Genomic DNA, 20,434 nt, shown 5'->3' on the forward strand with positions numbered 1-20,434 from the left:
CATACCCACGACACAGGAGGCGGATTCAATATACAACTTTAATGAGGAAAACCCAGCGAAGAGTTAGGGAAGCATTGTAAAAACGTGGTAGCCCGGCCGGGATTCGAATTCCCGGGCTTGCTCCTCCCGGGCCACGGGGTTTCTCCTCCCTGGATCCAGAGCCCCGCATCCCTAGCCGGGTTCCCCGTTGGCCGCTAGACGACCGGGCTCGCCTCCTTTATACCGCCGCGTTTTTAAACTTTTCGCGGAGAAAACTTTTATATAGACACTGGGCATACCCCTTATGGCCGGGGAAATCTCTATAACTTTGACGTCAGAGTATTTAGTTAGGCAAATCTACGCTAGATTGGCTGGCGAGTTGAAGAACTTGGGAGGGGCGGTTGCGCCAGTTGTGGAAGGCAGGACAATCCGCGTGCAGTACGTCAAAGGAGTTGAGGAAGTCTTGTGGCGAGTGGTGAAGAGCACCCCCGCCGCCGTTTTTGCGAGCATAGATTTTAAAAAGTAGCCACAATACAGTGTGCCCAGAGTTGCAAAACCCTGTATCTTTCTCGGCTCTTGTTCAGGCGACTTGGGGGATACCGAGGTCCTCTGGCTTGGGAAGCCGCTCTGCGTCTCTAAGGCCTCTGGAATTATAAAAGTCTTCGGCGCATTGGAAACCGCGTTGGCGTATCTAAACCTAGCCGCCCTGAAGTGCGAAAGACAGAGGAAGTGCTTAACCCGGCTGTACTGGTCTCTGCAAAACCTAGGCTTCTACCTCTCCACGGGAGAGGAGAGGTACTTCGCCCAAAGCCTCCACATGCTTCAAAAAGGGATACACTGCCTAAAGCCCCTGCTACCAGACACGCCCCTAGGGTGGATCTACTGCCTAGACGAGTGTTGCGGCTATGTGAACAGCGCCAGGGCGTGGGTAAGGTGGGTAGAGAGGAGAATTACGGCAGTGGAAGAAGGCAGGAAAGCCATCCTAGTGCTAAACCATTTAGCCAACGCGCTTTTTGAAACCATGCGCACGGCCAACCACGGCGTGAAAATCGGCAATCGCCTAGTGGTGCCCCAGACCCAGCTCGACGCCCCCGTTCCTCCCTGCCTTGACGAATGTCCCACAAACGGCAAAACTGCGTAAAGATGGTGGACCGGCCGGGATTCGAATTCCCGGGGGTCTCCCTCCCGGGATCACCCGCGTTCCTGGGCCTCTTGCAAGGCGGGCATCCTTCCGCTAGACTACCGGCCCCAACGCCTCGTATATGTCGGTTTAAAAGTTTTCAACGGCGGTGCCCAACGCTCAAGAGGACCTAGCCAAAAGGAGAAAAATGTGAAAAAATGGGACTACCCCTTTACTATCAGCACGTCTATTGGCGACTCTTGTACCACTCTCGAGGAGACGCTTCCCATGAGCACGCGCCTAATGGTAGACAAGCCGCGGGAACCCAGCACTATGAGGGACGCGTTTACCTCTTTCGCAAATTTTACAATCTCGTGGGCGGGGTCCCCCTCCAAGACTTTTCCCTCGGCGTTGCCGCCCAGCAGTTGAACCGCCTCCTTAACCAAGTAATCGGCCTTCTCCCTAAGACTTGCAAGTATGCTAGGAGAGGCAAATACGTCTGATAGAGAGAGTACCGCCGTGTCTATTACATGGACTACGTACACCTTTGAGCCAAATTTCTCAGCCAAGACCTTCACCTTCTCCAAGGCCTTTTTTGAGTATACCGAGCCGTCATAGCCTACAACTATCCGCTCCATAAAGAAAAGTAGTTCTTACTTAAAAAAATTAATCGCCAGCGGGGGCGTACTCCTCGTGCCGCTCGCCTCTGCCAAACTCTACCAAGCTCCTCAACACGGGCTCCTCTGCCACCAAATCTCTTATCGAAATTACGCCGTATAGCTTCCCGCCCCTTGTGACTACCACGTGGCGTATGTTGTGCTGCCTCATGACCTCGGCCACCTTCCACACAGGCTCATCCCCCTCCACAGTGATCACCGGCGTCGACATTATGGCGCTCACGGGCCCGTCTAAGTTAACCCCCTTTGCCACAGCTCTTACTATGTCCCTCTCACTGACGACGCCCACGGCCACATCCGGCTGAGACTTGTCCACAATAACCACAAGCCCAATCTTCTTCTCGGCCATGATACGCGCCACCTCTTTTATCTTTGCATCAGGAGTGGCAGTAATGGGAGGCCTTCTCGCTATTGTTTCCGCCTTCATAGATAAAGGATTTGCTTATATTAATAAAGATTTTTGAACTCAGCGCTTGGCTAAAACTTGGAATAACAAGGGGATCGCAGACCCAAAAAGTATGACGCTTGAGAAGAGGAATGCCCCATGGGGCCACGCGGCGTAGATGTACCCCGTGGCCACTCCGCCCACGATAGAGCCTAGATACTCCAACGCCAGCGTCAGCCCCATCACCCTCCCCCTATTATCCGGCGTTATGTAGTCGCCCACCAAGGCCCTCCTAATAGACATAGCGATCTCAAAGCCAATCCCCGTGATAATGGCCGAGGCCACTAGCGAAACCACGTTGTGCCAAACCCCCAACATCAAGTAGCCAACAGCCGTGAGCAATAGGCCGGAAAACAGGGCGTGGACACGCGGCGCCTTGTCGATAACTGGCATAAGCACAAAGCCGAAGAGGATGCCCACAGCAGTCGCCGCGCTGTTGATAACCCCCCAAGAGGTGTTATCAATCCCAATGACGTTTGTCGCATAGAGCACGCCAAAAGTCTGCAAAGAGACCGCAGCTAGGCTACTAGTAAAACCGAGAAATGTGACATAGGCCATGAAGGGGGGCAGAGAGGCAAACCCACGCCAAAACGCGTAAGAGTCCAACAACTCCCTAAGAGAGACGGCGCGCCTAGGCGTTATAGTCTCTTGGAGTGCCTTCATCCGAAGCAGAGCCACGGCCGTGGAAATGGCCCCAGACAAGAGGAAGGAAAGCCTCATGCCCAACAAGCCGAAGGAGTCCAAGAGGAAACCGCCCACCGGCGGGAGGAAAAGCCAGGGGATCTGGGGGAGGACAGCGGTGAGCATCATACCCCCACCCCTCTTCTCAGGGGGAAGAGAATCCAAGAGAATGGCCGTAAGCGCCGGCTGGTAGAAGTGCAACGCCCAATCCACGACGTACACAACGGCAAACTGCCTCCAGTCCTGCACCAACGCGTAGAAGAATTGTACAACGCTAATTCCCCACGTCCCCACCACAATAGCCCTCTTCCGCCCAATCACGTCGGTTAAGACGCCCCCAGGGAGAATCGTAACCATGACGGCCAAGGCCCCCAGAGACCTCACCACGCCAATCTCCACGTCGGATGCCCCCAGCATATGCATATACTTAGACATGTAAGGCATAGTCAAAGACCCAGAGATGGCGAACAAAAACCAAGAAATCATCATAACTCCCACATTCCCCCTAAACCACTCTGAGATGCCCACGAAGCCGTCACACACCCCACCCCCTTATAAGTATGAATAGCGTCCCACAAACGTCTGCCGTCATCTGACTCTAGGCACAAACCTTAAAAATAGCTGTAAAGAGGCGGCGGATGAACAACTGGGTAGTCTTCGCGCTTGGACTAGCCATCACCGCCGGCGTCCTCTTCGCCACCTTAGCCACAGGCGCCTATCAGAGAGAGCACCTCTTCAAGCCCTACTGGGAGGACCCCCAGAAGAGACAGCAGATATTGACAACCGCGGCGCAGGTCGGCATAGAGGTGAGCCGCGGCAACGAGGGAGTCGTCGTAGTGGGCTACCGAGACCAAATCGGCGCGCCCAATAGGCAAGAGCTACTATCCGTGTTAAACCAACTACTAAAAGACGCGCAAGGCTACACAGTCTACCTAGCCCCCTGGGCCACAGACAACGCCACGCGGCAGTACCTATCCCTCCTCTACACAGGCCAGCTAAAGCCAGAGGACTACCTCAGGGGAGTCCTCACAAACGCCACCGCCCAGTCGCCGAGAGTCGACCAAGCCGCCAGACTGGCAGACGAAGTAGCCACCGCCTACGGCACATATAGGCCGCTCGGGGGGCAACCCGCGGCGCCAAGGCCGCCCATCTACGTCGCCATATTCAGATACGACACGACCTACGTGGTATACGAGCCCTTCACTCCAGGCAGAGATACCACATACTCCGACTGGTACAAGTGGGTAAAAACAGCACTGGAAAACCTAAGACAAGGCCAAGGCAGGACAACTCCGTAACCGCCGACCTGGTCCGTTGGACGGATCACAAGTTCTCTGCACTTATCCGTTGCCACAAAGCTACACGGCGGACTTCAACTACACCTTATGTCCTGCTGAAGAGGAGAGCGCCGGTGGAGAACAAGTAGTAGGCCCCCACTGCGAAGACATAGCCAACAAACATTTTTCTAACGTGTTGCGACTTCAGCCTCGGCATTATGTACCTACTGGCGACGAAGGCGCCGATGAAGCTACCCAAGGCAACGGCCACCCCCAGCACCACATCCAACACGCCGAGAGAGGCATACATGAGAGTGGACGCAACCGCAGTAGGCAGAATAATGCCCATGCTAGACGCCGCGGCCGCCTTGGCGTCGAAGCCCATAGCCAAGACTAAAGCCGGCACAAACACAGTCCCTCCCCCGACCCCGAACAAGGCAGAGGCAAGCCCACCAGCGAAAATGAGCAAGTAGCCGAGGACAGGGGCCCTCCTCCTCGGCCTAGCCTCGACAAGCAGAACCACCCCCACCACGATTAGGTAGACGCCATAAGCCAGCTTCACCCACTCCCCCGAATATTTGACAGACGCCAAAGCGCTTAAAACTGCGGCAGACGCCGAGAGGGCCATGTACCTCCACAACAGGCGGAAATTCAACAGCCCACGGTAGTTAAAAATGGAAGTCAAAGACGTCACTACAATAGAGAATAGGCTAGCCGCCACCGCCGACTGGAAGGAGGCTCCAGAAAAGTTCAACAAAGGCACAATCACGACGCCGCCGCCAACTCCAATAAGGGGACCCAGAAGGCCCCCCAAGAGGCCTGCCAGAAAGGGAACAAACATAAAAGCCCCACAAGCATACCTATAAAAATGATGAAACCCCGATAGCCAGAAAATGAAGAAAATCGCATGGACTGAAAAAATAAAAACCCACCCCCAGTAAGCCACATGGCCAGGAGGAGGAAATACGAAGGCCTAAACCCCTTCGTAGCCGCAGGCCTCATAAAATTCAGCGAAGAGGGGGAACTTGAGAAAATAAAGCTGTCCCCAAAAGCCGCCATTGCCATATCCCTGGCAATAATCGCCGCCATCCTCGCACTAAACTTACTACTACCGCCACCATAGTCATCCTAGCGCCCCCGCGAGAAGACCCAGCAACTCCTCCTAACCAGCAACATCAATCAAAAATCGTTAACGGCCCTGCCTAAAACAGATTTGGCATCGATCTTCGCCCACTAGCGGCGCCCCTCTTTGAGTCGCTAATCCAAGTGCCCCATCGGCTTTCCGCACTTAAGCACTAGCTACGAGGTGATCCTTCTCTCGCTACTTCTATGTTTTGCTCTTGTGAGACACGTCGTGGGAAACGGCGCTGTTGAGCGTATTCTCTACCAAAGCGTTATGAAATCGAGAGCGTTAGGTAGAGACCAGCGACTCTGCGTTTTAAAGGAGACGGGGCGTGCCCTTGGATTCGGGGCCCAAGGCGGTACCAGACGTTCAAATGAGTTATTGCGACTATGTTGTGCAGAGACGCTTGAACCGCATGTGGAGAGGCTACGAGAAGTACGTCCTATTTCAATGAAGGCGCTATGGCCAACGCCCTGTTAAAATTTAAAACCCCGTGTGTATTCACTATCGGCGGGGGTGCCCGAGCCAGGTCAAAGGGGCAGGGTTCAGGTCCCTGTGGCGCAGGCCTGCGTGGGTTCAAATCCCACCCCCCGCATGCCACATTAACTCTGATCTTCTCAGAGACCCCAGACAGACTTAGCGTATATTATCCTACATTCGCGTTGAGCAACATTCTTGGGGAGCAACGGCAAAGTGAAGCGAGCGGTGTAAGAGTGCGAAAAGAGCGGGGGCTATTTCACGGATTGTTTCCACCGACCTTCGCTCGTGAATTCTTACCTCCCTCTTCTTGTGTAGTACTGTGACTCTTATCCCCACTGCCCTTAGCTTGGCTACTATTTCCTCTACTTTGGACTTGTCGTACGGTATCACTCTGATATATACACGTCCACGGTCTTTTGCCATGACGATCCTCGCCATTTTGGCCATCTCCTCAAGTACACGTTTAATAGTTTCAACATCAGCTGTGGACATCACTGGCTTCACCTCTTTTATGGCGTCTTTCTCTGCGTCGTTTAACAAACGCACGACGAAGCCTAGCCTTGCCAACTCCTCAAGCTGAGTGTAGGAGAGCAACAACAAGTTCCTCTTAAACCTCGCCTTCAGCCCCAGTCTGTTTACAGCATCGTACAGCTTTACTCCTTTACCTTTCCCGATTGCAAACTCACCGCCGCCGTTATGCGTAAGCATGTATGTAGTGTCGTTGAGCTCCACCACGGCGGCCGCCGGGTAGTTCGCCAGCGTTTCAAACAGCCTGACAGTCTTCTCAAACGCTGGCGTAGGCGGCGTCGGCAAGAGCAGGCGCATGTGCCAACTCTGGAACTTCACCTCTTTGCCGACCGCCGTGCCACCAATTGCGTTAGCCAGGTCTTTTACAAGCGTTGTCTCTCCCTCCAACGTCGCTCTTAGCACCGACTTAGCAACCACTCTGAGCTCTACCGGCGTAATATACCCGTCGCCGATGACTAACATGTCGACCACATTGCTAAAGGCAATCCACGCCCCCACATCGTTGACGACATACATCTTGCCATAGCGCTTGAAGGTCTCCTCCCTAAGCGCCTTCAACGCGGCATAGCCACGGACGAGCACTTCCTCAGTCTTACCCAGCTTTATCCCGAACCATTCGTACGCGGCTTGGATGGCCTCCGCCGTTGTGTCAATAGGCCGTGCATCGACTGTGGGGTTTTCACATCCCCCGCTCTTAGTCACTTTGCGAATTGCCAGCTTAAACGCCAGCGGCGCCTTCGGCGCAATCCCCCTTACCACCGCGTACTCGGCCAGGGCAATCCAGTCGAATAGCCTCACCGCGACTTGTCCGAAGTTGCCAGCGGCATGCCTAATCTCCCGCCTCCAGTCATCACTCAACAGCCAGCCCAAGTTCCTAAACAGCACCACTGGTCCCTTGTCTCTCCCACCGAGTAGTCTCGACACAAGCTTTGGCAACGGCACCTCTAGCCAAAGCCGCTTGTACTCCTCGTCTACGTCATAGGCCTCAACTGGTATCCCAGCTTGCTTGGCCTCCCATGCTACCTCCTTCAACTTATGTCCTCTCAACTCATCGCCAATTGGCACGTTGTCGTAGTATACATACAGTCTCTTCTCCCACAGCGCTATTGTGGCATACACCGGCCTTTCGAGGTACAGTGTCACGATCTTGCGGTTTGGGTTTAACTTGTCCGGCCTCGACACTCCCACTCTATAGCTGCCCCTCAGCCCCGCAAGCCCCAGCCCCCTAAACTTCTCCTCTACCACGGCCAGCGTCCTGATGAGCTTGCCACAAAGCGGCGCCGTGTCCTCAATGTACTGCCACATCAGCCGTATATCGGCTTCGGCGTAGCCGCACGCGCGGCCGGGGAGGCGGCACTTTCCACTCCTAAACCTTGCCAACTCGACATAGCGCCTGTACCCCTCCAGCTGGCGTTGACACTCCATTTCCCATATTCCTGGTTCACTTTTGCAAGCCATGCCCCGTCCAACACACCCCCCATGTTGAACAAACAAAGGTACAATCCATGCATGGAGGGTCTCTCTCCACAGCTCCTTCAAAGTTCGTAACCCTGTCTCAATAGCCGAGCTCCTAGGCGGCTCTTGGCCGCATAGACATTTTTCTGGCTTAGTGGCGAGACGTGGCGGAGGCCTAAGCGCCATGCGGCGAGCTCTTTATCCCTGCCGCTTTGTGCCTACCCGTGTTCTGGGTAGGCCGACGAATTTTAGCCGACTCCCCTCGGCAGAGAGGCGCTTTACTCACCCGTGTCACGGGTAGGTAGGGCACAACTTCGCCGTTGAAAAACGGCACCACAAGGCGGCCTTACCCGGAGCTAGGTAGGCATTTTGTTCAATTTAAATAGGTTGGGCCGTGGACCTCACCGTCGGTGCGGCTGTGCCGGGGTGCTGGGGCTTTACGCAACGTAGAGGATTGCTTTGGTGTTCGTGGGCCAGAGACGCTTAGGCCTTGCCGAAACAGTGATGGCTGCTGACTTCCATTCCTTCGCCGACCTCGGTTGTGACGACCGCCTCGTAGAGATGTTCAAGGCGGATGTGGAGGAGTTGCGTGGGTTCAAATCCCACCCCCCGCATACTCCTCTGCATGTGAGAGAAGTATATATGCTGGTCCTCCTATTTTCGCGTGTTATTAAGGGTTGAGAATTTCAAGAGCATTGGGCACATGGATTTACGCCTAGCCTCACTCACTATTCTCATTGGGCCTCCTGGCGGCGGAAAGTCCAACATCTTAGACGCGGCGGCGTTAGTGGGCTATTTCGCCAGATTTCTACGCGACGAGTACGATGTACAGACCTCCGCGTACGAGCCGTTGCCTATTTTGGCCAGGTTTTCTGCCCCGCAACAGCTGTTTACCTACGGCGATATTACGAAAAGGGTCTTTATAGAGCTGGCCCCAGAGCCAGGGAAAGGAGCGGCGTTGGAGCTACAGTACAGCGGCGGTAGCCCTAAAGCCGTCTTCAACGGCGTCTCTGTGCCTTGGGACCTCATATTGGCTCGTCTTCCTATTCTAATGGCTCTCAACTTTTCGTCTTTTTTGTCGGCGTTGCGGCGTGCTGCAAATAATGAGCCGCTTATGGAGGCTAGGCTGTACGGCTACGATAGGTATGGCTTGTCCTCTCCTCACTGCGAAACCCGTCTGTCCTGCGGATTTGTGGCTAGGCTGAGGGGTCAGCAGTCTGTGCCTTATCCCAAGAACGTGTTGAGTGAGCTTGGGTGGAACGCCATGGCGTTGGCTAAGTCTGTGCGTGACGTGGTGGTTGAGCTAAATGCAACGTTGGAGGAGCTGGAAGTCGGCGTCGAGGTGAAGTTTCTACAGTCTGGGGCCGTGGTGGTCTTTGACCGGGATTACGAGGTGGAGTCCTCCTCTGTGTCAGACGCTGTGTTTAGGACGCTGTACTACTTAATGGCGGTGAGGACCTCCATGAACTATGTAAAGCTCTACGGGCTGGAGGGGAGGTACGTCGTACTCCTCGAGGAGCCTGAGGCGCACGTATTCCCCTACTTCCTCTCCCTCTTGGCCAACTACTTGGCCCGGGCGGCGGAGCACATGTACGTAGTCGTTACTACTCACAACCCGCTCTTTGTCTCAATGCTGTGGGACAGAGTGAAGGAGCTGAAGACTTACTACGTGGCCAGGGATAGGGAGGGGCTGACGCGGGCGTGGGAAGTGGACGTCGGAAAGCTCGCCAGAGACCTTGCCACAGCCGAAGATCTGCTCTATATGCCGCCGCGGGAGGTTGTCGCTAAATATTCTACGTGAGAATGGAGTTGACCGTGGTTCCGGAGTGTTATGCTAACGCATGTTTTGCGCAGAAGCTGGTGGACATACTACGCGCGGCTCACGGTGTAAACCCCAGAGTAATTCACCGTCGAGTGAGTGGACGCGATAGGATACTAAACATCCTCAAGCAACTTCCGCAGGACAATGTCCTCGTCATAATTGATTATGAGGTAGGGCCGGCTAGGAAGTACATAGATGAGAACTTTGACCTGGAGAGAGTTGTAGAAGGGATTTATGTGGGCGTTTTTAGACGTTCGCAGAGCGTGGTAGCTGTGGTGTTTGACCCCAGGATTGAGGAGGCGTTTATTTGCAGATATTTGAGAGAAAGGTGCAACGATGTAAATTGGGTAAGGAGGGTAAAAAGCGGCGAGGCCTGCATCGCTCTGGTGGAGCTATTTAATGGAGAAGCCGTGGCCGCCCTTCTGCGGAAAGTCGGCACGGCGATTGTGGAGAGGTTGGGGGGTAACTAATATATTTTGGGCGTTGCTCTCCGCCATGCTGTGGACTGTTTTGCTGTATGCAAATGGCACAGTCCTCCTGTTGCTCAACGCCACCTTAGCCGGGGTTGTGGCCAACGTCTCTCTCCCGGCGTCTCCCCTCGCCAAGCCCTACGTCGCCCTCGACGGGGTGCCTGTGCCCTTCCTCTTCGAGGGGGACAGAGTCGTGGTGCCTCTGGGGGGCGGGGGCGTGGTGACAGTCAAGTACGTGCCCAGGCTCGGGGAGCTGGACGGCTTTCTCTACTTCAACCTAACTACGCCCGACCTCTTCGTGATATGGGCCGAGGCTGGCGTCTTGGCCCTCCCTCGCCTAACCGTGCTGAATTTCACCAAGGTGGGTAACGACGTGATTATAGTGGCCAAGGGCCCCGGCGCCCTAGCCTACGCCAAGGTGTCAAATGTCACACGGCCCCCGGCATCCACGCCGCAGAGCACCCCAACGTCTACGCCCCCCAGCCCCGCCCCAGCTACTGCGCAGAGCATCACGCCGGCCCTCCCCGCCACAACAACGACGACGCCTGTTGTAAATGTGCCGCACACTCAAGCATCCACGGCGTCCCCCTCAAGCGTGGTATCGCCGACTGCCGCGGCCCCGCCTATAGCGACCCCCGCCGGGCCTATCTCAACGGGTAGCCCCTCGCCCAGCGGCCAGCTTTTGCTGGCAATTGGCGTGGCCGCCGCCCTGGCGGCTCTGGCCGCCGTCTTTGTCAAAGGGAGACGCGGCGGTGGGGGTGGCGCTACTGTGGGCGGCCTCTCTGAGGTAGATGAGAGAATTTTGGCTTATCTGAGGGAGAGGGGCGGCGCCTATGAGTCTGAGATTGCCAGAGACTTGGGCATTCCGCGTACCACTGTGTTTAGGGCTGTGCGGCGGCTGGAAGAGGCGGGTCTCGTCATCGTGGAGAAGAGAGGCGGCAGGAATTTTGTTAGAAGAGTTGGCTGAGCTCGATTCCGGCCAGCGTCGTGGCCACTGCGGCGGCGGTGGCCAGCGCCGAGAGTTTTAGGTAGTCTCGTAGAGGTAGCCCGGTCTCTTTGTAGACTAGGTAGACTGCGGGGTGTGCAAAGGGGAGTAGTATGGGCATTGTGCCGAGTATGTACATCATGAGGGCGGCTTGGTTTGTTATAAGGGGCCCTAGCACCACGGCTGAGGGCACTAGGCCTATGGTGTTTGTGGCTAGTATGGCTGTGGCAAAGACCGTCGTGGGGCTGTTTAGATACTGGGCGAGGGGCTGTAGGACTCCGGTCTGTGCCACGGCTTGTCCAATCCCTATGAAGGAGCCTACGTAGATGAGGGTTTCCCATGATACCATTTGGTATAGCCTTTCCACTGCTCTGCCGCCGCCTGCCAATGCGACAAAGGTTCCCGCTATAAAGGCGAGCGCCGTGTCTGTGAATTGGCTAAGCGCCACCGCGACGGCCAGTCCGGCGAGCCCGGAGGCGGCTAGCCTAGGCCTAAAAGTCTTCACGGGCGACTTCGCTCTCTCCAGTCTGTAGTACGCGGCTAGGCGTTCTATGGCCTTCTCGTCGCCTGCCACTAGGAGCTCGTCGCCTGGCTTAAAGACATAGGTCTCCAGGCTTGAGACAGGCCCGCCTGCCACAATTCCCACCACGGCCACGGGAAAGGCCGCGTGCACTGGCTCCAACGCGAGGCTCTTCCCCACGAGCCTAGAACGTTGTGTCACGACTAAAAACTCCATGTGGTCTGACTTGACCTCGCCTAGGGGGAGAATTTGGAGGTCTCTAGACCTAAGCCTGGCCGGAATGTCGGAGGTCAGCACTTTGACTAAGAGGACATCTCCGCGCCTAAGCACGCGTCTCTTTGTAAGAATCTTCACTCTCTCCCTGGTCTCCACCTCCTTCTTCCATGCGCCGTCGAGGCTCTCGCCGACTAAGGCTCTAACTAAGACGCTCTTTGCTGCTGTGGGGACTGATGGGGCTATCTTCTCTGCGTATTTCGCAATAGCGACGAAGAGTGGCACGGCCAACAGCAGCGAGTACAGCGCAGGCTCTGTGAATTGAAATATGCCGACCTCCTCGCCAGTTGTCTGTGGGTATGTGCTGAGGAGGATTACGTTGCCCGCGTTTCCAATCATTGTCAGCCTGCCTCCAAGCGCGACCACGAAGGCGAGGGGGAGGACGTATGCCACCGGAGTCGTCTTCAGCCTCTTTGCGGTCTCAGCCACGAGGGCGGACAAGGCTAAAACTATGGCTACGTCGGATACAAAGCCCGAGGCGACGCCGGCCACGACGTAAAGCGCTGCCGCCAAGATAGTCATGTGCCTAGTCCGCTTGGCGAGTGACCCAGCCGCCAGATCTAAAAGCCCCGACTCGGCAATTACGCCGCTTATCACCATAGACCCAAACAACACGACTACGGCTGGCGCAATTAGAAAAGAAAGGGCACTCTGGAGGCTGTAGACTCCCACTAGGACAAGGGCCATGAGGGCTGTGAAGGCCGCTACGTCTGGTCTATACCTCAGAGAAGCGGCCACGGTTGCGAACAGAGCCGCCAAAATGACAACAGTGTGAAAATCCATGCGTGACCACCGCAGTCCTTGATATAAGAGTTGCGCCGCTGCGTATCCATTATACGCCTCGATGCGTAATGTGAACAAGAGTGTCAAGGAGGAAAGAGGCGTTGAAAGGATACTAAGCACCGTAGCTGAGGTTTTCTCGGAGTATGGCTACCGACGAAGTAGCTAAGAGGGCCGGCATTTATAAGGCATTGGTTTTTGGCACTTAATTAGATTGGCCAAGAGGGCCTCGTCAGAGGCCTCCTTAAGATGTCTGCTTGGTGGCGCATCACTTCTAGGCTCTCTAAATAGTGTAAATAAGCTGTGGAGTCTAGTAATGTGGACTGAGACGCCATTGAGATACTGTCTCCGAAGCTTAGGGCCGCCGCAAAGCTCTTCATAGAGACGGGGAATTTTGAGGCTTGTCCAGCGTCTCTCCGTCCTCTGCTTGGAGGACTTCGTTGAACTTCTGCGTTGTGTAAAAGCGTTGCCGATCGTTAGATTAGCTCCTCTAGCCTCCTTTTGGCGCTTTCCACTCCCCTCAGTGCCCACGTGGTGGCGGCCATTGCGCCGATAAGCCAGATGGCGGCGTTTAGGGCTAGGAATTGGCCCGCGGTGAGGACGCCCTCCGTGAACACCGCCGCAGTGTTTATAAGCCACGCAGACGCCGTGACGAGGCCTACCACTGAGGACCTAACGCCCGTGGGAAATAGCTCGCTCTCCAGGGCGCTCAGCGAGGCCCACGCCCACTCGGAGAAGACTAGGTTGAAGAAGAGGACCGCCAAATAGGCCCACTGCGGCGCCCCGTGCACCACCGCGAGGCCTACCGCAGTGGCAAAGCCGCCGAGGAACGCCGAGAGGAGCGCCGCCCTCCGAGAGGCATCTATTAGGGGGATGAACAAGAAGGCGCCCAGCGACGCGCCGAGGTTTGCCACAGCTATCACCACGGGGGCCGACTCTGGCCCATAGGCGAAGCCCTCGGCATATGGCGAATAGTACGCGGCTATGTTGTAAGTCACGAGCTGGGTGGCTGTCACAGTGATTAACACGGATAGGCGGAACAAGTACCTCCTCACAGCCTCTCCCAGGCCTATCTCAAGCGTGGCGGGGTTCACCTCCTCTGTCCCCAACAGCCTCTTTGCAAGGGCCTTAGCCTCAGCAACTCTCCCAGCTGCGGCTAGCCACCGGGGCGACTCGGGGAGGTGGAGCCGCGCGAAGAAGACAACCACGGCCAGGGCTAGGGCGGAGTAGAAGGTGTTAAGCACCACGGTGCCCGGGTCCTCTGCCAGCTCCTTGTACCACAGAGAGAGGCCCGCTATGACGGCGGCGCCGATGTTCCAGAAATTGGTTGCCAACATGATGGCCCTCCCCCTGAGGTATGGCGGGGAGAGCTCGGCGATGGCGGCGTAGGCTGGCCCCACCTCGCCTCCCACGCCGAAGTTTATCAGCGAGGTGACCAAGAGCGCCGTGGCCAAGTTAATCCATCCAGCCCAGTACAAGGCCACAAAGGCGAAGGCTACGGCTGTATATATCGACAGCGAGACGATTAGGCCCAGCCTCCTCCCCACTCTGTCGGTCAAGGCGCCGAGGGCCAGCGCCCCGGCCATGAAGGCCAGGGAATTCGCCGCGAATATGTACACGGCGTAGTCCGCCAGGCCGGGCAAGAGGTAGACCGTGGCTGGGACGAGGCTGAAGAGGACGCCGTCTAGGAAAAAGCTCGCTGAGACCACGGCGAATAGCTCCCAGTGGGCCCTAGTCCACTTGTCCATATGTTAATTATTTGAGTAAGATAAATACATTATCGCCGGGTTTTCCGCCTTTGGAAAACAGACGGCGGGCTTTCCGCCTGTGAAAACTGGGCATTCCTTAAAAGGCCCTGGGAGGAGCTCCGCCATGCGGTGGATAATCCCCGCGTTGGTAATAGCCGCCGCGGCTCTGGCGGCAAATGTCACATACGTGGTGACGCCGTCTGGCAATATACACATAACGTATCAAGACAATGGGACCTTCATAGTAATAAACTTCAATAACAATAAGACGCTCACCATAAACGCGAAGCTGAATATCACTAACGCCACAGATCTCTACTACATACACGTGGTGGGCAAGGCCGTGGGCGTCTACAACTCCACAGCGGTAAAAGCCCTCCTCTCCACTCTGCAGAACGCCACTCGGGCACAGGCGCTTGAGACGCTACGCCAGCTGGCCTACACCCTGGCCGCGAGTAACTCCACGAGGGAGCTCAAGGTCAAGGCCTTTATAACTGCGAGGAGCCTCAACGCCACTTACAACGCCACGTGGCTCCGCATGAAGGTAGAGTACGAGTTTGAGAAAAAGCTGGGCAAGCTCAACGGCACGAGAGTTACCACAGAAAACGAGCTAGAGATTAAGGGCTATGCCGCAAACGCGCAGAAACTCGCCGAGGTTCTCAGGGCGCTGGCTAGGCAACTGGCCCCCGTGGACAACGCCACAGCCTCGGCGCTCCTCCAGATAAGCAACAGAATAAACGGCACGGCCATCAGCCTAAAGACGGTGCAAAACGGCACAGAGATAAAGGTCGTCTACAAGAACGGGAAATTCGAAATTGAGATAGAGAGAGGCAGAGATAAGAAGCACGAGGAGAGAGACGCCGCTGGCGGCAAGCAAGAGGAGAAAAAGGAGGAGAACGGAAAAGAAGAGTCAAAACAAGGCAACAAATCAAATGACGACGATAGCAAGGAGAAAAAGGATAGCGGAGAGTCAAAGAAAGACGACAAGAAGTCAGACGAGGGAGGAGGAGAGAAGGAAAAGAGCGAGAAGAAAAAGCGCTAAGTTATTTCAAGTCCAACGCCCCTATTTTTTCCATTTTCACGATTTCGGCCATGCCTAATACCCCCGTGCATCGCGTCTTTCACTGCGACGTACTTCGCGGCTTCCTCTTTTCTCTCCCTTGGCAGAGCTAGGGAGTGGGGTCCTCCCATACTGCCCTAAGCTTTTTAAGATGGATGTTTTGTCTCCTATGAAACTTGAGGGAGTTGTGGCGGCTACGGTTACCCCGTTTTCTAAAGATGGGGTAAACTTCGAGGCGCTGAGGGCGCTGTTGGCTAAAGTGGCTGCCGACGGCTACCACCTATTTCCCACCTCGTCGACGGGGGAGGTGACTAAGCTCACTGTGGAGGAGCGGGTCAAGGTGATGGAGGTGGCCAAGGAGGTGGCCGGGGGGAGTGTCTACGTGGTGGCTGGCACGGGGACGGGGGACCACGTCTCCACTATAGACATCATAAGGCGGTATAGAGACGTCGGCGTCGACTTCGTCCTCATAACCCCACCCTACTACATACAGTACGACTGGGCGGCCATCTACGCCTTCTACAAGAAGGTCCTCGACAAGGTGGACGTCCCCGTAATTCTCTACACAATCCCCCTCGCCGTGGGGTACAACATACCTGTGGAAGTGTTTGAGCTCGTGGCCAATGAGTACAGCCAAGTGGTGGCGGTGAAGGACTCCTCTGGCGACTTCCGCTACCACCTAGACTTAATCCACCTGCTTGGCAAAAGGCTGTCGATTCTCCAGGGGCTCGACTTGTTGTTTGTCCCCTCCCTCGTCATGGGGGCCCACGGCGGCATTTTGGCTGGGCCCAACTTCCTCGGCAAGCTCACGCTTAGGCAGTACCAGCTGGTGAAAGAGGGGAAGGTGGCCGAGGCGGTGGAGCTTCACAACAGGCTTATGCCGCTGTGGAGGTTCATGGGCGGGTGTGGGCTAGTGGGGAAGCTCGGCGGCAAGTGGCCCACGCTCTACAAGGTGGCGGCGGAGATGGTGCACGGCATCGACATGGGCCCCCCGCGGGAGCCCCTGCCCCCCATTGACGACAAGGATAGAAAAGAGCTGGAGCGCCTTTTGAGAGAGCTGGGGCTTGTAAAGCCTTAATGCCCGTAGTAGACGCGGCTGCTTTTGAGGCGAGGAAGAGGGCCTTTGTGGAAAGGCTCGAGAGAGAGGCTCTGCAGGGGAGAGTAGACGAGGACATCCTCCCCCTCCTCCGCCTCTTGAACACACACCCCCGCATCTACACCACCTCCTCGTGTAGCGGGAGGATTATGGTGGCGGAGGCGGTTAGGCCGAGCTTCAGCAAGGGGAGGGGGTTTAGGCCTGTGGCCAAGTGGCACCACCCAGTGCCGCCCGACCTGGTGAGAGAGGTGGTGTCCAACGTGGAATACGCCTGGCTAATGGTTAGGGGGGCCATCCTCCACGTGGCAGCCGCCGATGCGAAGACTGCCTACAAGCTCGTGGAGATTGGGCGAGAGACTGGCCACAAACACAGCGGTATCATAGCCATGAACAGGGCCGGCATATTCGTGGAGATACTGGGCGAGGAGCGGCTCGACATACCCATCAAACGTGGCTCCCCCATAGCGGACATAGACGCGGCAATGGACCTCGCCAATAAGACCCTCATATTGGCCAAGCTGAGGCTCTACTGGCTCGCGGCTAGGCTTGAGGCAGAGCTATTCGGCGTCGAGGCTCCCACAAGCGAGGAGATAAGAAGAGCGATTAGAAGGGTTGCCCAATGCCTCGGCTAGCCCACCCTCGTGGCGTTTATGACAAGGGGGTCATAGACCTGCGGCTTGTTTAACAGCGTAATTGTCAACGTCTGCGGCTTGCCGCCCTCCACTACAGCTGGCTCTATTCGTATGTCTGGAGGCGCAATTAGCTGATACCTCCCTGGCGGCAGTGTTACATTTACCCTATACGCGGCGTCAGCTGGAATTAAGCCCAAGGCGCCTGGGCTGAGAGTGGTGACGGCAAGCTGTTGCCTACTTGTAGCATTTATAACTTTCAACCCTTTCACGCAGGAGACGTATACAGCCCTATTTATGGGGTACTCGTCGCCTAGATACTCCACGGCAGTTATGTCTAAGCTTTTGTCGGCCATGGCCTCAAGATAGACGTTTACCAAGCCTAGTTGCGTCATGTTGATACTATATGGCTTGAAAAACTTGCCGTTAAGCGGTAGATAAGACGCGCTTGTCAAATTTAGCGTAGCGTTCCCCGCTCGGGCCTTGAACACGTAAAAGGAAACGGGATCCTCTACCCTCACTCTCTCCACCGTCACGTTGAAGTAGTAGATGTACTTATTGCCTAGCCCGCCGCACTTCGTGACATTTGGCGTGGCGATGTAGAGAACCACGGACTTCACGGTGCTCCTCTGGCTTGGCGAAGGAGTTGTGGTAGTGGCGGGAGGCTGGGTTGGGGGAGGCGGCGTCGTGGTCTGAGTAGTGGGAGGCGCTGTGGTGGCGCTGGGGGTTGTGGTAGTAGTGGTCGGCGGCTGGGTGAAGTGGGTGTAGAGGACGTAGACGAGGGCGGCGCCTGCTGCGACCACTATCGCGAGGGCTATGGTGGCTATGTAGTTGAATATAGAGGTCATAGGTTGGCGTTTACGTAGTCAACGAATGCCTCTAGTTCCTCTTTCCTGGCCCTCTGGCCGTCGCCCAGCGCGTCGAGGTTGAGCGCCAAGGGGGTTACGGCCACGTTACCCTCTTTTAACACCACGTACACGTCTGTCTCAGGCTCGGGGGAGAGGGGCTCGCCGTAGAGCCAGAAGTAGGCCGCGCCCCGGGGGTCTCTCCTAGCCTCTACCCTCTGCGCGTATCTAAGCTTCGCCGGCTTGGCCAACTTCGCCCTCACGCCGCGCCTCGGCCTCTGGGGGAAGTTGACGCTTATCACGTCGACGCCCTGCGGCATGCCCCGCTCTGCCACATACCTCGCGGTGGCCTGCACCACGGCTCTTAAGACGTGCAACGCCTCTCCGTCGACCTCGTCCCAGCTCTCTGCGTAGAGCGAGTAGGCCACGGCCGGTATCCCCAGGAGGGCCGCCTGAAAGGCGGCGCCGAGGGTGCCGGAGGAGAGGACCACCTGTAGCGAGGTGTTGTCGCCAAGGTTTATCCCCGAGAGGACTAGGTCGTACTTCCTGCCAAGCCCGTAGAGGGCGAGGTAGACTGTGTCAGAGGGAGTCCCCGAAGTGGCGACGACCTTAAACCCGCATATGTCCATCTCGTACATTCGTAGCGGCTTGTGGAGCGTGATACCCAGCCCACTGGCAGACTTGGGGGTCTCGGGCGCTACGGCGTCCACCTCGCCGAGGGGCTCGGCGAATTGGTACAACAGCCTAAGCCCAGGGCTGTACACCCCGTCGTCGTTTGTAACCAAGATCCTCACAAATGTCGAGGCCCCGGGGATATTAATGAGTTACGCCGACGCGTCAACGGCGGAGGACCTCCAAAGGGGAGTTGCCTAAATTAGCTGAAGCTCGATTTTGACGGTGTCCGGCACTCTGATGGTCATTAGGCGCCTGAGCACGCGCTCCGAGGCCTCTATGTCAATGAGGCGCTTTGAAATACGCAGTTCCCAATGATCAAAAGTGTGGTAGCCTTGCCCTGAGGGCGCCCTCCTCACGGTAACCATTAGCCGCTTTGTGGGAAGCGGAATTGGCCCCCTAACTGCGACGCCCATCTTCTTTGCAAGATCCACTATCTCCCTGGCCACTTGGTCTAAGTCAGCTGGGTTTGTTCCATACAGCCTTATCCTTACCTTTCTCCTTGATGCAAGCGACACGTGGGTGGGTTTTTGGGGACTTTAAAAGTTTTAATAGGTGGATGGAGTGTGGGTCATGGCTTTTGCTCGACCGCCGAACGGCGTGTACCACTTGAAGACGCCGGTGGAGCTGAGGGCGTTTATCAACGTGTTGAAGAAGTTTAGGGGCTACGCCACGACTTTGATCACTCTATATATCAACTCGGAGCGGCCTATGCCAGACGTGTTGAACTTATTGAGGTCTGAGTGGTCCACGGCCTCAAACATCAAGGACAAAACCACGCGTACACACGTGCAAGACACCTTGGAGCGCATTATCAATAACCTGAAGGGCGAGGCTAAGGCCCCCGAGAACGGGATGGCTGTCTTCGCCGGGTTCCACATGATTAGCCAGGGGAACTACGAGTGGGTTTACTACGTCGTCGTGCCGCCTCAGCCGATAAACACGTTCAAGTACATCTGCGACACGGTCTTCCACACGGAGCTTCTGGAGGACCAGCTCCACTCCGGGGTGGTATACGGAGTGATCGTAATTGAGCGGGGTGAGGCCGTGATTGCGCTGTTGAAGAACAGCAGATGGGAGGTGGTTAAGACCGTGGAGTTTTTTGTGCCAGGGAAGCACCACGCCGGCGGCCAGTCCGCGAACCGCTTCAAGCGGCAGACTGAGCACTTGGCCGAGACGTTTTACAAGCTGGTGGCTGAGGAGGCAAACCGCGTCTTTCTCCAAATCCCCACGCTGAAGGGCATAATAGTCGCAGGTCCGGGCCCAACCAAGGAAGACTTCCTCGAGGAGGGGGGCCTCGACTACAGGCTAAAGGACAAGGTGTTGGCCGTCGTACCTGCCTGTTGCGCCAATGAGTACGGGGTCATGGAGGCCATTAAGAACGCCCAGGAGCAGTTGAAGGAGAGCGAGTATGTCAAGGCAAAGGAGACCATGGAGCGCGTCATGTTCTACGCGGTGAAGAAGAGCGACTACATTGTGTACGGCAAGGAGAAGGTGATGAAGGCCCTCGAGACAGGCCTCGCGGAGGTGGTCATCGTGGCCGAGGAGCTGGGAGAGGACGTGGTGCTGGAGGTGATTATGAAGGCAGAGGAGAAGGGGGTCAAGGTAGAGGTGGTGCCCAAGGGCGTGGAGGAGAGCGCCACCTTGGTCAAAGCCTTCGGCGGCTTCGTGGCTCTGTTAAACGCCCCATCTTGGTTGCTCGAACAACAACAGACAGCACAGGCCTAAAGCGGCCGCCAGGGAGACCAGAGCCCTATCACGTCGCTCAA

General features: G+C 56.3%; 21 protein-coding genes and 3 tRNA genes. 12 read left to right on the forward strand and 12 right to left on the reverse strand.

The window, feature by feature from the left end; all coding sequences use genetic code 11:
• Nucleotides 1-85: 85 nt before the first annotated feature.
• A tRNA-Gln gene (locus PCAL_RS01795) sits at nucleotides 86-209 on the reverse strand.
• 74 nt (nucleotides 210-283) lie between these two features.
• On the opposite strand from PCAL_RS01795, the gene PCAL_RS01800 reads away from it, so the two are divergent.
• Nucleotides 284-505, forward strand: coding sequence for a hypothetical protein (locus PCAL_RS01800; protein ID WP_011849027.1), 222 nt, complete (start codon nucleotides 284-286; stop codon nucleotides 503-505).
• A 12-nt stretch (nucleotides 506-517) separates the two neighbouring features.
• On the forward strand, nucleotides 518-1,120 hold the full coding sequence (locus PCAL_RS01805; protein ID WP_011849028.1) for a hypothetical protein: 603 nt from the start codon (nucleotides 518-520) through the stop codon (nucleotides 1,118-1,120).
• A 3-nt stretch (nucleotides 1,121-1,123) separates the two neighbouring features.
• Here PCAL_RS01805 and PCAL_RS01810 read toward each other — a convergent pair.
• From PCAL_RS01810 to PCAL_RS01825, 4 genes are all read right to left on the reverse strand, one after another.
• A tRNA-Ala gene (locus PCAL_RS01810) sits at nucleotides 1,124-1,228 on the reverse strand.
• A gap of 95 nt (nucleotides 1,229-1,323) precedes the next feature.
• Entirely contained in the window at nucleotides 1,324-1,737 is a 414-nt protein-coding gene (locus PCAL_RS01815; RefSeq protein ID WP_011849029.1) for a universal stress protein, read from the reverse strand.
• A gap of 28 nt (nucleotides 1,738-1,765) precedes the next feature.
• Complete coding sequence (locus PCAL_RS01820; RefSeq protein ID WP_011849030.1) at nucleotides 1,766-2,203, reverse strand: CBS domain-containing protein; 438 nt, start codon at nucleotides 2,201-2,203, stop codon at nucleotides 1,766-1,768.
• A gap of 39 nt (nucleotides 2,204-2,242) precedes the next feature.
• Nucleotides 2,243-3,430 carry an MFS transporter gene (locus PCAL_RS01825; protein WP_193322812.1) on the reverse strand — a complete coding sequence of 396 codons (1,188 nt, stop codon included), beginning with the start codon at nucleotides 3,428-3,430 and terminating at the stop codon, nucleotides 2,243-2,245.
• 110 nt (nucleotides 3,431-3,540) lie between these two features.
• On the opposite strand from PCAL_RS01825, the gene PCAL_RS01830 reads away from it, so the two are divergent.
• Nucleotides 3,541-4,200 (forward strand): hypothetical protein, encoded by a 660-nt coding sequence (locus PCAL_RS01830; RefSeq protein WP_011849032.1) that lies wholly within the window; start codon nucleotides 3,541-3,543, stop codon nucleotides 4,198-4,200.
• Nucleotides 4,201-4,285: 85 nt separating this feature from the next.
• On the opposite strand, the gene PCAL_RS01835 is transcribed toward PCAL_RS01830, so the two are convergent.
• Nucleotides 4,286-5,020, reverse strand: a complete 735-nt coding sequence (locus PCAL_RS01835) for a sulfite exporter TauE/SafE family protein (RefSeq protein WP_011849033.1) — start codon at nucleotides 5,018-5,020, stop codon at nucleotides 4,286-4,288.
• A gap of 105 nt (nucleotides 5,021-5,125) precedes the next feature.
• Between PCAL_RS01835 and PCAL_RS01840 the strand changes: the two genes are divergently transcribed.
• Together PCAL_RS01840 and PCAL_RS01845 are read left to right on the forward strand one after the other, a co-directional pair.
• Complete coding sequence (locus PCAL_RS01840) at nucleotides 5,126-5,302, forward strand: preprotein translocase subunit Sec61beta (protein WP_011849034.1); 177 nt, start codon at nucleotides 5,126-5,128, stop codon at nucleotides 5,300-5,302.
• Between the two features lie 510 nt (nucleotides 5,303-5,812).
• A tRNA-Leu gene (locus tag PCAL_RS01845) sits at nucleotides 5,813-5,897 on the forward strand.
• A gap of 56 nt (nucleotides 5,898-5,953) precedes the next feature.
• Here the strand turns inward: PCAL_RS01845 and PCAL_RS01850 are convergent.
• The gene (locus PCAL_RS01850; protein ID WP_011849035.1) at nucleotides 5,954-7,735 is read right to left on the reverse strand and encodes a hypothetical protein; all 1,782 of its coding nucleotides are present in this window, start codon (nucleotides 7,733-7,735) and stop codon (nucleotides 5,954-5,956) included.
• A 694-nt stretch (nucleotides 7,736-8,429) separates the two neighbouring features.
• On the opposite strand from PCAL_RS01850, the gene PCAL_RS01855 reads away from it, so the two are divergent.
• From PCAL_RS01855 to PCAL_RS01865, 3 genes are read left to right on the forward strand one after another with little or no spacing between them, the layout of a single operon-like run.
• Nucleotides 8,430-9,566, forward strand: coding sequence for an AAA family ATPase (locus PCAL_RS01855; RefSeq protein WP_011849036.1), 1,137 nt, complete (start codon nucleotides 8,430-8,432; stop codon nucleotides 9,564-9,566).
• Nucleotides 9,563-10,057 carry a hypothetical protein gene (locus PCAL_RS01860; protein WP_193322813.1) on the forward strand — a complete coding sequence of 165 codons (495 nt, stop codon included), beginning with the start codon at nucleotides 9,563-9,565 and terminating at the stop codon, nucleotides 10,055-10,057. The genes PCAL_RS01855 and PCAL_RS01860 overlap by 4 nt, the downstream gene beginning before the upstream one ends.
• Nucleotides 10,058-10,082: 25 nt before the next feature.
• Entirely contained in the window at nucleotides 10,083-11,024 is a 942-nt protein-coding gene (locus tag PCAL_RS01865; RefSeq protein WP_011849038.1) for a helix-turn-helix transcriptional regulator, read from the forward strand.
• On the opposite strand, the gene PCAL_RS01870 is transcribed toward PCAL_RS01865, so the two are convergent.
• Nucleotides 11,008-12,618: an SLC13 family permease gene (locus PCAL_RS01870; protein WP_011849039.1), complete on the reverse strand. Its 1,611-nt coding sequence runs from the start codon at nucleotides 12,616-12,618 to the stop codon at nucleotides 11,008-11,010. The two genes, PCAL_RS01865 and PCAL_RS01870, sit on opposite strands and share 17 nt — an antisense overlap.
• 473 nt (nucleotides 12,619-13,091) lie before the next feature.
• Entirely contained in the window at nucleotides 13,092-14,363 is a 1,272-nt protein-coding gene (locus PCAL_RS01875) for an MFS transporter (protein ID WP_011849040.1), read from the reverse strand.
• A 124-nt stretch (nucleotides 14,364-14,487) separates the two neighbouring features.
• Here PCAL_RS01875 and PCAL_RS01880 point away from each other — a divergent pair, with 124 nt between their 5' ends.
• The 3 genes from PCAL_RS01880 (at nucleotide 14,488) to PCAL_RS01890 (ending at nucleotide 17,151) form a co-directional block, all read left to right on the forward strand.
• A complete protein-coding gene (locus PCAL_RS01880; RefSeq protein WP_011849041.1) occupies nucleotides 14,488-15,405 on the forward strand; it encodes a hypothetical protein in 918 nt (305 codons plus the stop codon).
• A gap of 187 nt (nucleotides 15,406-15,592) precedes the next feature.
• Nucleotides 15,593-16,501, forward strand: a complete 909-nt coding sequence (locus PCAL_RS01885) for a dihydrodipicolinate synthase family protein (RefSeq protein WP_193322814.1) — start codon at nucleotides 15,593-15,595, stop codon at nucleotides 16,499-16,501.
• Entirely contained in the window at nucleotides 16,501-17,151 is a 651-nt protein-coding gene (locus PCAL_RS01890) for a tRNA(Phe) 7-((3-amino-3-carboxypropyl)-4-demethylwyosine(37)-N(4))-methyltransferase (RefSeq protein ID WP_011849043.1), read from the forward strand. Before PCAL_RS01885 ends, PCAL_RS01890 begins: the two co-directional genes overlap by 1 nt.
• On the opposite strand, the gene PCAL_RS01895 is transcribed toward PCAL_RS01890, so the two are convergent.
• From PCAL_RS01895 to rpsJ, 3 genes are all read right to left on the reverse strand, one after another.
• Complete coding sequence (locus PCAL_RS01895; protein ID WP_011849044.1) at nucleotides 17,148-17,996, reverse strand: hypothetical protein; 849 nt, start codon at nucleotides 17,994-17,996, stop codon at nucleotides 17,148-17,150. The two genes, PCAL_RS01890 and PCAL_RS01895, sit on opposite strands and share 4 nt — an antisense overlap.
• The gene (gene surE, locus PCAL_RS01900; protein WP_011849045.1) at nucleotides 17,993-18,787 is read right to left on the reverse strand and encodes a 5'/3'-nucleotidase SurE; all 795 of its coding nucleotides are present in this window, start codon (nucleotides 18,785-18,787) and stop codon (nucleotides 17,993-17,995) included. Before surE ends, PCAL_RS01895 begins: the two co-directional genes overlap by 4 nt.
• 75 nt (nucleotides 18,788-18,862) lie before the next feature.
• A complete protein-coding gene (gene rpsJ, locus PCAL_RS01905; protein ID WP_011849046.1) occupies nucleotides 18,863-19,183 on the reverse strand; it encodes a 30S ribosomal protein S10 in 321 nt (106 codons plus the stop codon).
• Between the two features lie 55 nt (nucleotides 19,184-19,238).
• Between rpsJ and prf1 the strand changes: the two genes are divergently transcribed.
• Nucleotides 19,239-20,393, forward strand: coding sequence for a peptide chain release factor aRF-1 (prf1, locus tag PCAL_RS01910; protein WP_011849047.1), 1,155 nt, complete (start codon nucleotides 19,239-19,241; stop codon nucleotides 20,391-20,393).
• Nucleotides 20,394-20,434 lie beyond the last annotated feature (41 nt).

This window comes from Pyrobaculum calidifontis JCM 11548, assembly GCF_000015805.1.
In the GTDB taxonomy this organism is placed as follows: Archaea; Thermoproteota; Thermoprotei; order Thermoproteales; family Thermoproteaceae; genus Pyrobaculum; species Pyrobaculum calidifontis.

Coding starts and splice junctions, on each gene's coding strand:
- PCAL_RS01865 (WP_011849038.1), top strand. CDS start 10,083: ATGCTGTGGACTGTTTTGCTGTATGCAAATGGCACAGTCCTCCTGTTG.
- PCAL_RS01830 (WP_011849032.1), top strand. CDS start 3,541: ATGAACAACTGGGTAGTCTTCGCGCTTGGACTAGCCATCACCGCCGGC.
- PCAL_RS01815 (WP_011849029.1), bottom strand. CDS start 1,737: ATGGAGCGGATAGTTGTAGGCTATGACGGCTCGGTATACTCAAAAAAG.
- PCAL_RS01885 (WP_193322814.1), top strand. CDS start 15,593: ATGAAACTTGAGGGAGTTGTGGCGGCTACGGTTACCCCGTTTTCTAAA.
- PCAL_RS01870 (WP_011849039.1), bottom strand. CDS start 12,618: ATGGATTTTCACACTGTTGTCATTTTGGCGGCTCTGTTCGCAACCGTG.
- PCAL_RS01880 (WP_011849041.1), top strand. CDS start 14,488: ATGCGGTGGATAATCCCCGCGTTGGTAATAGCCGCCGCGGCTCTGGCG.
- PCAL_RS01875 (WP_011849040.1), bottom strand. CDS start 14,363: ATGGACAAGTGGACTAGGGCCCACTGGGAGCTATTCGCCGTGGTCTCA.
- PCAL_RS01820 (WP_011849030.1), bottom strand. CDS start 2,203: ATGAAGGCGGAAACAATAGCGAGAAGGCCTCCCATTACTGCCACTCCT.
- PCAL_RS01850 (WP_011849035.1), bottom strand. CDS start 7,735: ATGGAGTGTCAACGCCAGCTGGAGGGGTACAGGCGCTATGTCGAGTTG.
- PCAL_RS01835 (WP_011849033.1), bottom strand. CDS start 5,020: ATGTTTGTTCCCTTTCTGGCAGGCCTCTTGGGGGGCCTTCTGGGTCCC.
- PCAL_RS01890 (WP_011849043.1), top strand. CDS start 16,501: ATGCCCGTAGTAGACGCGGCTGCTTTTGAGGCGAGGAAGAGGGCCTTT.
- prf1 (WP_011849047.1), top strand. CDS start 19,239: ATGGCTTTTGCTCGACCGCCGAACGGCGTGTACCACTTGAAGACGCCG.
- PCAL_RS01895 (WP_011849044.1), bottom strand. CDS start 17,996: ATGACCTCTATATTCAACTACATAGCCACCATAGCCCTCGCGATAGTG.
- PCAL_RS01840 (WP_011849034.1), top strand. CDS start 5,126: ATGGCCAGGAGGAGGAAATACGAAGGCCTAAACCCCTTCGTAGCCGCA.
- PCAL_RS01800 (WP_011849027.1), top strand. CDS start 284: ATGGCCGGGGAAATCTCTATAACTTTGACGTCAGAGTATTTAGTTAGG.